At 63.3% G+C, this 13,392-nt stretch carries 7 protein-coding genes; 1 reads left to right on the top strand and 6 read right to left on the bottom strand.

The window, feature by feature from the left end:
* Positions 1–17 precede the first annotated feature (17 nt).
* Positions 18–605, top strand: coding sequence for a sugar O-acetyltransferase (locus RhoBH5_RS10080; RefSeq protein WP_039973165.1), 588 nt, complete (start codon positions 18–20; stop codon positions 603–605).
* 11 nt (positions 606–616) lie between these two features.
* Here the strand turns inward: RhoBH5_RS10080 and RhoBH5_RS10075 are convergent, their stop codons facing one another.
* From RhoBH5_RS10075 to RhoBH5_RS10050, 6 genes are all read right to left on the bottom strand, one after another.
* A complete protein-coding gene (locus RhoBH5_RS10075; RefSeq protein WP_270008221.1) occupies positions 617–2,164 on the bottom strand; it encodes an ATP-binding cassette domain-containing protein in 1,548 nt (515 codons plus the stop codon).
* The gene (locus RhoBH5_RS10070; RefSeq protein WP_270008220.1) at positions 2,164–3,795 is read right to left on the bottom strand and encodes an ATP-binding cassette domain-containing protein; all 1,632 of its coding nucleotides are present in this window, start codon (positions 3,793–3,795) and stop codon (positions 2,164–2,166) included. The genes RhoBH5_RS10075 and RhoBH5_RS10070 overlap by 1 nt, the downstream gene beginning before the upstream one ends.
* A 129-nt stretch (positions 3,796–3,924) precedes the next feature.
* Entirely contained in the window at positions 3,925–4,818 is an 894-nt protein-coding gene (locus RhoBH5_RS10065; protein WP_270008219.1) for a hypothetical protein, read from the bottom strand.
* A gap of 46 nt (positions 4,819–4,864) precedes the next feature.
* Complete coding sequence (locus RhoBH5_RS10060; RefSeq protein WP_270008218.1) at positions 4,865–6,637, bottom strand: sulfite reductase subunit alpha; 1,773 nt, start codon at positions 6,635–6,637, stop codon at positions 4,865–4,867.
* A gap of 33 nt (positions 6,638–6,670) precedes the next feature.
* Positions 6,671–12,139, bottom strand: coding sequence for a glutamate synthase-related protein (locus tag RhoBH5_RS10055; RefSeq protein ID WP_270008217.1), 5,469 nt, complete (start codon positions 12,137–12,139; stop codon positions 6,671–6,673).
* Positions 12,140–12,321: 182 nt separating this feature from the next.
* Positions 12,322–13,365, bottom strand: a complete 1,044-nt coding sequence (locus RhoBH5_RS10050; protein ID WP_270008216.1) for a ParB/Srx family N-terminal domain-containing protein — start codon at positions 13,363–13,365, stop codon at positions 12,322–12,324.
* Between the last annotated feature and the right edge of the window lie 27 nt (positions 13,366–13,392).

The raw sequence follows: 13,392 nt of genomic DNA, 5'->3' as shown, positions 1-13,392 counted from the left end.
TGTGCGACGATCCGAGTGTGGGAGAACAGGCGGATCGTCTTGCTCGTGGTGAGTGGTATCTCGATGATGACGAGCTGAGGCAGCGGCGGCTGGAGTGTTGGCGTCGACTCGACTCGTTCAATGGGGCTTCGGCGGACGAGGATGCTGTCCGCTCGCGGGCTCTCGCCAGCCTTTTGGGTGAGGTAGGTGAGGGAGCTTTGGTGGTGCCGCGGTTCCAATGCAGCTACGGATACAACATTCGGCTTGGAGTAAACGCATTCGTCAACGCGAACGGGTTCTTCATGGATGATGCGCTGATCACAATCGGCGCGGACGTGAGGATCGGGCCTGGAGCCCAACTGATGACAGCGTTGCACCCTGTCGATGATCATCGCCGGCGTCGCGAGGGATGGGAGCGGGCTGCTCCGATCGTCATCGGTGAGAACACGTGGCTCGGCGCCTCAGTCACTGTCGGTGCAGGAGTTTCGATCGGTCACAACGCCGTGATCGGCGCGGGAAGTGTGGTCTTGCATGACCTTCCTGATCACGTCGTTGCTGCTGGATCGCCGGCAAGGGTTATCCGTCGGACACCTGCCGAAGTTGAGGGACTGCAACGCGAGCACTAGGGCATGCGATGTCAGAGGGTGATCGTGCGGGTGGGCTCCCAGATGGCGGGGTCGCGGTGGGTGACGACGAAGACGGTGGCCGCCAATTCCCGCACGGCGCCGGCGATACGGCGCTCGGTGGCCTCGTCGAGGGCCGAGGTGGCTTCGTCGAGAACCAGGACGGGAGCGTCTTTGAGGAAGGCGCGAGCGATCGCCACCCGCTGACGTTCGCCACCGGAGAGAGCGGCACCCTGGTGTCCGATGTCCTGATGAATGCCGAGCGTCGAGCGGTCGAGAACGGCGCCGAGGGCAGCGCGCCTGGCGGCGTCCTCGATCTCGATTTCGGTAGCGCCCGGTCTTCCCAGTCCGATGTTCTCGCCGAGGGTGCCCGAGAACACGAGTGGGTCCTGCGGCACGTAGCCGATATGTGCCGCCAGAGCGTCGTAGGGCAAGTCGCGCAATGAAACTCCGCCCAGAGTGACGCTGCCTTGGTCAGGATCGTCGAAGCGCATGAGCAGCCCGAGAAGTGTGCTTTTCCCCGTACCTGAGCGTCCTGCGACGAGAACTCGCTCACCCGCGGGGATCTTCGCGGTGATGCCGCGCAGAACCGGAGCGTGGTCTACCCCGGCGACCTCGATGTCCGTTCCAACAGGGCGCGCGGCGTCCCGGGGTGCGGGCTCGGCCAGTGCGGGAGCCGAAGTCGCTGTGCGGTAGTCGCGAACCGTCGCGCGCAGCTCGTTGACTCCGATTCCGGCCAGGGCGAGTTCGTCGAGCGGCGCAGCGGCGCGGGCGGTGAGGATGACAAGCGCGAGAGCGGCTGCGGGATCGTCGAATCCGGTGGCGGCGAGGAAAATCACTGCACCTGCCAGCGGCACAATGGTGGCGATCGCCGAGATGAATGTCGCTGGTGCCGCGGCGAGATTTGTCCGTGCAAGCGCGGCTTCCTGATTCCGCCAGCTTCGCTCGATTCGTTCGACGGAACGTGTGGGACCGGCTGCTGTGCGCAGTAATTCGAGGTGGTCGGTGAGCTCGAGTGTCGACTGAGTTGCTGCGAGCTCGGCTTCGTGTCGGCGCTCGTCCGCTCGGCTGAGCGCACGTTGGGCCAGCGTCTGAGCGACGAGCGACACGGCGAGCAGTCCACCGACGAGCAGCATGACGCCTGGCCCCGCGACGACCGCGATCCCAGGAAGCAGGAGCAGCGGGATCAGCGGTGCAACCAGGAAGGTCTGAAGTTGGTGCGCGGGAACACTCATCAGCGACGGGATTCCGCGCCCGGCGACGGTGGCGAGCAGTGCCCGGTTGTCGTCGGTGAACCAGGACAGTTTCGCACGGGCGAAGGCGTCGCCGAGAGCGTCGTAGAGATCGCCGACGAGTCGAGCCCCGGTGAAGTAACCGCCCCGTGAGACCAGGACGGTCACGAAGAGAGCGATGGTGGCCGTGGCCAGGACGAGGACCGGCGACCGGTGATCAGCGATCGAGAGCGCGAGGGTGGTGAACGCGATCGCTTCGAGGACAGCGACGGACACCCAACCGAGTCCGATGGTGATCAAGCGTCGTCGGGCTGCATTGGCGCTGTTCATTATTCGGCTCCAGTCAGGGCTGCATTGTGCGAGGCGGCGTCATTCACGTTTCGACCGCCGAGGTCGAGTCGATCGTCGGCATCGTCTGCAAGAGCGGGGTCGTGGGTGACGATCACGACCGTCTTTCCTTCGAAGTGCGCGAGGTGCCGCAATTCTTTCAGCAGTTCTGCCGCTGTCCGATCGTCGAGTGCACTGGTCGGCTCGTCGAGCAGCAGTACTGCTGCGGGCGAGAGGAACACCCGAGCGATCCCGACGCGCTGACGTTCTCCTCCGGAGAGTGAAGTGGCGTGGGCGTCGAGGCTGACGTCGATCTGTGCCCGGCGTAGTGCGGCGGTGTATTCCGCGTCCGTTGCATCGGGGGCGGCCAGCGCGATGTTCTCGCGCACCGTGGCAGGTAACACGTCTGCGCCCTGGGGTGTGAGCAGAACGGACTGTGGCCGCAGGTTCTCGTCGATCGCGGTGATGCTACGACCTGCGTAGCGGACGGTACCCAGTTCCGGGATCTCGAAGCCGGCCAATGCTTTCAGGAGCGTCGACTTGCCCGCTCCACTCGGTCCCGTGATCGCAGTGATCGCGGCTGGGCGGAATGCATGCGTGACGCCGTCGACGACTCTGCGGTCCGCGATCGTGACAGTCAGGTCGACGATCTCCAGGTGGTCGGACGGACTCGCCGCCGGAACGGTGAGTGCTTCACCGGCAGGGAGAGTGGGTTCGTTCAGGGTAGTGGCGAGCCGGACCGCAGCAGAGCGTCCAGCCGCGACGTAGTCGAGGCCGTGCCCGAGTCGCAGGGCCGGTGTCACGATTGCGAGGCTGAAGAGAATGGTGGCGGCCAACGTCGTTGCATCCCAGTGATATCCGACGGCATAGGCGATCGCGAACGTCGCCGTCGCCTGCATGAGGGCAACGGCGACGGCCGCAGGGGTAGCCACGAGTCGAACGCGCTCCTGCATTCCCCGGGTGAACCGTGCTGTCGATTCTGCATAGTCGGTGGCAGCGCCGGTCTGCGCGCCGTAGATCCGGCAGACGCGGATGCCGCGGGCATAGTCGTCCACGGCAGTCACGATGTCGCCCATGACATCTGCACTTTCGGCGCTGTGCCGAGCGGCCATTCGGGGGATCACGACCAGGTAGAACAGAGCTGCCACGATGCCGGGAGCCAGAGCGAGAAGCGCCACGGGGCCGGCTGAGGCAACCAACGCCGCGATCGTGACCGCGGGGACCACGATGAGTGTGGCGAACTCGGCCGGTAGGTGCGCAGTCATATGGTGCAGCGCCGAGATGTCGTCCGAAACGAGCCTCCTCAGCGCGTCTCCGCTGTAGCGGGACAGCGTGCTTGCCGGTAGGCGAACGAGGTGGGCTGCGAGTTGGCGGCGAACCCTTGCCTCGAAAAGCGATTCCGCGTGGTGCGAGAGCCACGACGATGTGGCAGCGAGCGCGACGCCCACGAGCCATAGCGCACATGCCCACCCGGCCCAGCTCATCGACGGTTCACCGATGAGTTGCACGACGCACCAGAGCGCCCCGAGCATCGCGACCCCCGACGCTGCGGCCGCGACGACCCCGGCAGCCAATGCAGGCAGCGCCGGGCGCAAGGCCGGGACCAGCGACGGTTCGACGAGAGGGCGGGGCATGGATAACTCCTTGAATCAGCTTCAGGGTGCAGGCACGACAAATGACCGAGACCTAAGGTTAGGGGTCGATGGCTCCATGTGGTTATCGCCGTACGCCGATTTCTTACACTTGCCCAGCATCCGTCGGTGTCAGGATGCGGCCGAGATGGAACTCATGACGTCTTCCCACACGCCCATGACTGCGGGTTCGGTTGGACCCGTTTGGGTGAAGACTGCCACGCATTTGCGGCGGAAGTCGTACATCTCGATCGAGCTGGTCAGGCCGTGAACGCCGTGGGTGAGGGTCAGCCAGCACTCCGAGACACCATTCAGGTCGATCATCGTCCGGCAGGTGTCGGACGCCAAAGTCAGCGTCCCCCCGAACATGGCTGCGGCGTCGAGGTCACCACGGTGGATCTGCAGGCATCCGTTCCCGGCGACGACGGTCGTGACGGGCAGTTGGTAGTAGGACAGGTGCTCCATCCCGGCAGCCATGAGGTGAGGATCGACTCGCCGGTAACCGAGGGCGCCCAGAGCGACCAGGCCGCTACGACGTTCGCTGCCGCCGTCCGCGAGGATGAAGTCGAGCTGTGTCAGCTGATCGGCTTCGGCCCAGAATGCGGGCGTATTCGATGTCTGGATGGGAGGGCTTGTTTCCCTCGCAGTGCTCGGCGCAGTTCGCATCGCTTCGAAGGCGAGACGATCCGAGGCCGGGGTCAAATACGTGGTGTGTGAACTTGATCCGTGGATGTCGAACATGCGGAGCGTCGGCGGTAGGTGCTGCTCTGCGTCAGTGGTCACCACCGAGCCGAGGGAGACAACGTTCAAACGTAGAGCGACGAGCCCGGGCGCGCAGACCAACGGATCGCCGGGAACTGTCGGAACGGAGTACTTGCCCGAGTCGTTGACAGCCACCGGGCCTGCGACGGTGATTGCTACCGTGTCGTCCAAGAGCGGCAACATTTTGCCGACTACGTCAGGTGCGGTGTCGATCAGTCCACCACGGAACCCCGGACGCGCAAGCAGTGCGTCCAGGTCCGACATGCGTGCCAAAGCTGCGCAACGACATTCGCCACGGTGCGGGCACATCTCAGTAGACATCCCTTAGGTACCGCTTCGATCGTTTGAGGTTGTTGAAGTAATCCTCGGCGGCGTCCGCATCCAACCCACCGTGCTCGGCGACGACCTCGTGCAATGCGTCGTCGACGTCCTTTGCCATCCGAGTGGCGTCGCCGCAGACGTACACGTGCGCACCGTTTTCGAGCCAGTCGAACAAGTCTCGGCCCTGCTCGCGCATACGAGTCTGGACGTAGATCTTCTCGGACTGATCGCGCGAGAAGGCCAGATCGAGGCGAGTCAGGACACCGTCACGGGTCAGCCCGTTCAACTCGTCCTCGTAGATGAAGTCGCTCGACTGATGCTGATCGCCGAAGAACAGCCAATTCTGCCCCGACGCGTTGCGCGCGCGACGCTCGTGCAGGAAAGCGCGGAAGGGTGCGATGCCGGTTCCGGGGCCGATCATCACGACGGGAACAGCGTCATCGGCTGGTAGGCGGAACGAATTGTTCTTGGAGACAAAAACTCCGACCCGATCGCCCTCGCCTACGCGGTCCGCCAGGTACGTCGAGCAGACGCCGCCGCGGTCCCGCTCGCCCGAGCGGTAGCGCACACTCGCTACCGTCAGATGGACGGTGCCGTCGTGGGCCAGCGGGCTGGAGGAGATCGAATAGACCCGATGTTGCAGCGGGCGAAGAAGTGTAAGCAGATCCTCGGGATTGAGGCGAATGCTGTTGTCCAACTGGAGGAGATCGAGAACGTCCTTGCCCCACAGCCACGCATCGAGCGCTTCCCGATCTTCCGTGTCGAGAATATGCTGCAGTTCGGCGTCGCCGCTGCGTCGGGCGATGTCTTCGATCAAATCGCGCGAGGGAATGGAGATCTCGTAGTCGCTGGTCAACACCTGGTCCAACGGTGCGGACGAGCCGTCTTTCGCGGTAACCACATAATCGCCGCTGACACCGAGCTGATGGATGATCGCCTCGACGAGGGCAGGGTCGTTGATCGGGCGGATGCCCAATCCATCTCCGGCCTCGTAGTCCAGACCGTCCTCGCCGAGCGCAAAGGTGAAGTGGCGGACTTCCTTGGCAGAGTCCTCGCCGGACAACAGCCGGTTGGCGAGGACGGTTGCAGGATAGGGGTTCTTGCGAGTCCACTGGGACTTGGTCTTCGTCTGAGCGGGCGCAACCGGCGAGGCAGCGGCCCCCGCATCACCGTCGACACCGGCCACCGCAGCGACGGCCCGAACGATCCACTCGGCCGCCGGATCCTCGTAGTCGACGTCGCAATCGGTGCGGTCGACAACCCGGGTCCCGCCGAGCGCTTCGAAGCGGGCGTCGATGTTCTTTCCCGACTGGCAGTACCCGTCGTAGCTGGTGTCACCGAGTGCGAGTACTCCGAAGTAGAGACCCTCCAGCCGGGGCGCACTCTCGGATTCGACTGCATCCCAGAACAGCTGCGCGTTGTCGGGCATCTCGCCCTCGCCGTAGGTGGAGGTGATGACGAGCACCCGGCGCATGGCGGAAAGTGCATTGATATCCACGGTGTCCAGACCCGCGACAAGTGGTTCGAGACCGTGGGCACGAGCAGCTGCGGCTGCGTCTTCAGCCAAGGACTCCGCGTTGCCGGTCTGACTTCCGTAAAGGATGTGCACGGCTGCGCCGGCAGCTCTCTCCACTGTCGCTGTTGCAGTACCGGTTTGACCGGACATGACAGTTCGCGAGTGTAGACCGGCCAGGAATCCGGAAAGCCACGCGCGCTGGTCGCCGGTGAACGGTGCGTATTCGGGGATGTACGGGATTTCCATGATTTGAAGCTCACCTACTTTCGGGGGAGGAGGTCAGGACACCAGGTCGGGGATCGTGCGCGAAGCGAACAGTTCGTCGAAGTTCGGCAGTGATCCGAGCTTGTCCCGATTCTTGTTGTCTTGAAACAGAATCCACCCGTACGTCGCCGGGCTGTCCATGGCCAACACGTTGCGTAGGCTCAGCGCCTGTTTGTAGTCGTCGACGCGCTTGGCTGCAATCAACGCAGCCAACTGTTCGTCGTCGTAGCCGGCGAGAATCTCTTTCGAGTACTTGACCAAGTGCTGGACGAGGGCGAAGTCCTCGGTCAGCACCAGGTTTCGGGCCGCCTTCTGCACTGCTGGATCGTCGGGTCCGGACGCACCCGGCGTGCGGGCGGTGGCGAGTTGTTGCGCGAAGTGAAGCACGGTGTACTCACTGAGCAGCGCATACATCGTCGCCGTATCGGTCTCGCCGTAGGCTGGGACTGCTCCGTTCAGTGCAGGGCGCCCGTCGCGCACTGCGAGTTTGAAGGTGCGGACCTGACGTGCTGCGATGGCGGACGCCAATTCTTCGAGGAGCTCTTTGTGCGACTTCGCAGCCAGGATTGCATCACTGTCCTGGTAGAGCATCAGTGCCTTGGGCATCGCGTAGGCGAACGAGTGCTGTTCGACTTCCCAGTTCTCGAGCAGTCGGGTTCCGAGCGCGGATCCCGTTGCCTCCACATGCAGTTCGAGCAGGAGTTGTACTGCGTGGTTGTGGACGGCGGCAAGAGGGTCGGTCGCAGCGGTGATCGAACCCAGCAGTACGGAATCGGTACTTGCTCGCAGTGCCAATTCGCCACGAGGGTCGTACTGGTAGAAGAAGCCACCACTCATGCCGTTGCCGACACCCTTGCCGAACTCGCCGAGATTCACGACAGCACCGTTGGTCATGTACTCGCCGGCGAAGTCTCCGACACCTTCGACGACAGCACTGGCGCCGGAGTTGCGAACTGCGAAGCGATCGCCTGCTTCACCTTCGACGAACACTCGTCCACCGGTGGCGCCGAAGAGCGCGAAGTTGCCGATCAACACGTTGCCACCGGCGTCACTGGAGCCGCCGCCTGGGCTGCGCACGGCAATCACGCCGCCGCTCATGCTCTTTCCTACGCCGTCGTTACATGTCCCGGTGTGTTCCAGGTGCATGCCGTCGTTGCAGAATGCGCCGAACGACAGGCCCGCAGATCCGGTCGTCAGGACGCGCACGCTGCCCGGCGCCAGATACCGTCGCCCGCGCTCGTCGGTCAGTACTCCCGGAGCGAGAAGGCCGGGCGCTCCGTAGTTGAGTTCGCGTTCGAGGTCGATCGCCAACTGACCACCGACGCTCTTGTTCCGGTTACCCAGGTGCAGTGCACCTTCGGCGAATTCAGGTCCGGACACGGCGACCGAGGCCTCGCCACGGTTGAAGAACACCGTACGAACCTCGTCCATGATCTTCTCGTCGAGCGCGTACTCACGTTCGAGGTACACAGGATTGTCGATGGTGATGTCCGGGGCGGACTCGAACATCGCGTCCAGCTTCAGATTGCCGACAATAGACGGGTGATCGAGCAGATGCAGGAGATCCGTTCGACCCCGCGCTTCCTGAAGGGACCGCATTCCCAGATTCGCGAGCAGTTCCCGAGTTTCGTGAGCGATGTTGAGAAGGTACTGCGCCATCGCGCGGGGATCGCCGTCGAACAGTTCCGGGTTGGTGGTCAGACCGGCGGGGCACTTGATGTTGCAGTTCTTGGCCATGACGCAGCCCATCATCATCAGCGCCGACGTACCGAACTCGAAGCTGTCTGCGCCGAGTAGGGCGGAAGTGATGATGTCGCTGCCGGTCTGATGCGCGCCCGAGCATCGCAGAACGACTTTCTGGCGAAGGCCGTTGGCACACAGAGCTTGATGGACCTCCGCGATACCGACCTCGGCCGCACGACCCGCGTATTTGAGGCTGGTCACCGAAGCTGCGCCGGTGCCACCGGTATTTCCGGCGACGTTGATGACGTCGGCGCCGGCCTTGGCGACACCGACGGCGATGGTGCCGATTCCTTCCGAGGACACCAACTTCACGATCACCCGAATGCGAGCTGCCTTGCAGTCGTGGATGAGCTGAGCGAGGTCCTCGATGGAGTACGTGTCGTGGTGAGGCGGCGGCGAAACCAGTTCGACCCCGGGCGTTCCGCCGCGGGCGGCAGCGATGTCGACGGTGACCTTGGCGGCCGGAAGCTGCCCGCCCTCACCGGGTTTTGCGCCTTGGCCGAGTTTGATCTCGATCTCTTCGAGCATCGGATCGGCGAGGTAGCCCGCCCAGATTCCGAAGCGTCCGGATGCAAACTGCTTGATGCGCGATGCACGAATCGTGTCGTAGCGCGAAAGGTGTTCGCCGCCTTCGCCGCTGTTGGACATCGCACCGACCATGTTCGTGCCGTGCGCGACGGCTTCGTGCGCCGGAGCGTTCAGTGCGCCATGGCTCATGGCACCCGACGCCAACTTCGGGGTGATGTCGCTTGCACTCTGTACCTCGGAGAGAGGTACACCTGCCGGTGCGACCCTCAGCTTGGAAAGGAACTCTGCCGCAATACCGGTTGCATTCAGCACCAGATCCGGGTCGGTGGCCTCGATGGTGACGTCGTCGGCAAAGGCGACGGAAAGAGCATCGCCGAGTGCTACCACCCGAGCGGTGTCGTCGGCCAGTGGACCGTCCAGGCTAAGTGTGTACCGGCCGTCCGCGGCAGATTCACACCGGATTCCACGCATCACGATCGTCTTATTGCCGCGCACCGAGAATCGGCTGATCTGGTCGGTGAACTCGGCTGTCGTCACCGCAAATGTGACATCACCGGGCACGGAGATGACATCGCGCAACGCGGCGGGACGACGCGATCGTTCCGCAGCCATGACAGTGGAAAAGTCCCGGTACCCGGCGGTGATGTCGAAGTCGTCGATCTGCTCGGTGGTCAACCGGTCGAAGCTCGTCGCCCGGTATGCCCCGGCGTCGAGGCGGAAGGCGTCGTCGAGCCGTCCGAGCGGCAGTAGACGTAGAGCCTCGAATTGTTCTGTTCCGGAGGGACTGTCGAATGCGATCTTCTCTTCGGTGAGTTCGACGTACTTACGGACCGCGGTGGTACCGAACGAATGCCCTGCGCCGTCTGCACGCTCCTTGAACAGGCCGAGCAGTGGCAGATCCTTCTCGCCCCCGACTGCGCTCGCACGCTCGTGCCACTGCTTCGAGGTCACCGCGACGGTGTCGAAACCGACGCCACCCACCGGTGACTTCATGTTGGGGAACCACTGGCGCAGAACAGGGTCGGAAGTGTCGAGGAAGTTGGGTTCGAAAAATTCTCCGCCGATGTAGCTTTCGACGGTGCACAGACCGACGCGTCCCATCGTCTTCATCAGGGACTTCTCGGCGGCCTTCGCGAAGCGTCGGAACGCGGCGTCCGGGTCAGCGGCGAACTTCTCCTCGGCTCTCAACTGAACGGACAGCGGGTAGACGGCGGAAGCGCCGAAACCGAGTGCGGCCGCAACGTGGTGTGAGGACTCGATCTGGCCGCTCTCGACGATGAGAGAGACGCGCAATCGCAGGCCCGCGTCGATGAGGCGTTGGTTCAATGCTCCGACGACCATGATCGCGGGAAGTGTTGCGCGCTCGTGAGATACGTGGCGGTCGGTCAGGACTGCGATTCCGCCCTGTTCGGCCGCGAAGGCTACAACAGCGTTGCCGAGCGCGGTCATCGCGTCGACCATTGCCTGCGCGTCACCCTCGGCGGGGTAGAGCATTTCGAAGCGGCGGTGCGGAGTGTGGTTCTGTTCGCGGATCTTGAGCATGTCCAGGTGCCCGAGGATCGGCGAGGCGATGACGATCTGCTTGCCCTGTCCGGGGGACATCTTCGCACCCAATGCAACCCTGAGAGTCATACCGTCCGCTTCCCGGATGCTGTCGAGGGGAGGGTTGGTGACCTGGGCGAATCGCTGCGAAAAGTAACGAGCCACGCCGCCTTCGCGGTCGCTGAATGCGTTGATGGCGTTGCCGTAACCCATGGCGGAGACCTTTTCGGCTCCGTGCGTGAGCATCGGATCCATCAGGAATTTGAAACTTTCCTGATCCAGGGAGTACGCCATGTAGCGCTGATGAACCTCGAAGGTGCCGTTGTAGCGGGTCGGGGAGCTGACTTTCTCCGCTGGCACGGTGGGAATGTCTTCGATCAGGATTCGCGATTGCTCCAGCAACGACTGGTAGTCGCGCTGAGCGGCAATCTTTTCCAGAGCTTCGCGGGCAGTGTAGGTATGGCGGTCTCGATGATCGAAGTACAACATTCCGCCGGCCTCGACGCGGCCACGGTGAATCACCGTCTCGGGTGCGAACGCGATCTGTCCGGCTTCGGAGAATGCGCACACGTAGTCGTGCGTCTCGATCGTGCGTAGTGGACGCAGACCGAGGCGATCCAGGCGCGCACCGATGATGGTGCCGTCGCCGAACACCAGCGCTGCCGGTCCGTCGTTCTTCTCCTCGTACAGCGAGAAGTACTCGAACATCGCACGCACTGCGGGGGAGAGAGTGGTGTCGTTTTCCCAGGCCGGCGGCATCATCGAGACCACAGCCGTCACCAGGTCGACACTGTCCTCGATGACGCGTGCTTCCAGGGTCTGATCGAGTCGGCAACTGTCGGACTGGCCGGGCGGACGGACGATCGCACGTCGTTTTGCACTGGCGACAGCAGCTTCGGAGAGCCGATTCTTCTTGTCCGTGTTCAGTTCTCCGTTGTGAGCCATGAACCGGAACGGCTGCGCCATCGTGGGATGCGGGTCCGTGTTGGTCGAGAACCGCGTGTGGAAGTACATCGTGTGGACAGCGTGATCGGGGTCGACCAGGTCGCGGAAGTACGGGATCACTTCGTCGGAGTTCAAGCGGCCCTTGAGAACCTGAGTCCTCGCGCTGAGGGACAGTGGGTACAAACCGCGTAGTGCAGGGGTGTTGTACGCGATGGCTTCGATGGCGAGCAGAGCTTCGTGCACGAGGCGATCGACAACCGCAGGCTCGGGACGCGGAGTGGGGACCTCGAAAATCCACTGCCTGATCGGAAGCTGATGCGCGATGGCTGCCGGCCGAATCGCCGAGTCGTCGACCGGCACGTTGCGCACAGCGAGGGTGGTGAAGCCTCGGTCCAGAAGTTCGCGTTCCACCAGAGCGGCTGCACGAGCATGCTGAGCATCGTTGTCCGGAAGGAAGAAGTTGCCGACGCAGAAGCGGCCGGCGCGGAGATCTGAGCGCCCGGTGACCTTGCGGAAGAACCGGAGGGAGAGGTCAACCGAGACACCGCCGCCGTCGCCGACGCCCTCGGAAGACATACCGCCGCGGTGCGGTACCGAGCAGAGTGCTTCTCGCCCCTTGATCAGGACATCGTGGGTCTGCACGCCGTCCTTGCGCGTGATGAACCCGACCCCGCAACTGCTCTTGTCATCTGAGGGGTCGTACAAACCGACGATGGACGTGCTCACTGCAGCAACCTTCTCCCTGTCCTGGTTGCCCGGAGATTGTTCGACCGGGCAGATACGACGGCATGTATTCCGTCAGGGCAGGGCGTCGCTGCTTCGATGAAGCGGCACCCGAATGGGATCAGACTACTGAGTAGAGGCTTACCTTAGTCAAGTCTACTTGGTGTGACTTGGATCTGAGCAGGTCAGAGGGTTGCTTTGTAGGCAAGTGCGTAGGCGATCTTGCCCGGCTTGTCGTCTGTGTACGGCTTGGACAGCTTTGCGAACTCGCCCTTGGACTCGGCTTTGCCGTCGTTCCAGGCCGACAGGACGCCAAGATCGGTGGCAGTGAATCCGCTGTCGACGACGGCATCGCCCGTCAACGCTGTCTGTGCTTTGGTCACCGACTTCACGGTGCCCAGGTAGCTGGAGAGATCATCGCGATTCCAGTTGGTGAGGTCGATGGGCGCGGTGTCGCGGACCCAGGCGCCCCAGTAGAACTCCTGGAACGGAATCGTGCCTGCGGCGAATCCGATGTCGCGGGAGAAGTACATCAAGCTGCGGTACTTGTCGTCGGCGAAGTTGGCCAGGCCGACGCTCTTCGGCAGAGCCTGGACCGGTACCTGGTTTCCGTCGACGTCACGCGACCAGACCCACTTGTTCTTCTCCATCTCGGTCCAGAAGGCACCTTCACTCAAGCCGCTGAGGTTGCCGAGAACCCGCAGTCGCACGTGAAGGTCGGGACCGCCGTCGGCCGTCTCGATGAAGGACGTGAGGGTGTGGTGACCGTCGGTCAGGTAGAGATCGCCGCGGGGTCCGACGACCACGGTCTTCATGGGCGCGATGCTCTCGGCGGTTTCCTGACCCACTGGAATCTGGCAGGTGAAGGACGACGGGTCCTTCAGCGTCGACGCCGCAGTAGCGGTCGCGGCCTGGATCTGGCCGTTCGCCTCACACCAGTCGTCGAACTTCTTGTTGATCGTGTCTTTTCCGAGCGTGTATCGCCCGAGCTTGTAGTACACCTCGTCGTAGCCGAGGGACGGTTGTGTCGCGTGAACGTCGCCGATGCGCACGTCCAGGAGATCACCTTCCTTGGCGCACAGGTACTCCGATCCGCCGGCGGAGCCTGAGAACGAACCGGTGGAGATTCCGCCACACGCGAGGGGAGCGGCGACAGCGGGAGTGCTGACCAATGTTCCGGCGCCGAGCAGTGCCAGTGTTGTGAGTGCCGAGATGGCGGAACGACGCATGTGGGGATCTCTCCTGATGATGGGTTC

The sequence above is a fragment of the Rhodococcus sp. BH5 genome (genome assembly GCF_027583855.1).
Classification (GTDB): Bacteria; Actinomycetota; Actinomycetes; order Mycobacteriales; family Mycobacteriaceae; genus Rhodococcus_F; species Rhodococcus_F qingshengii.
The sequence above is the reverse complement of the archived record's forward strand: the minus strand, read 5'-3'. Positions and strand labels throughout refer to the sequence as shown.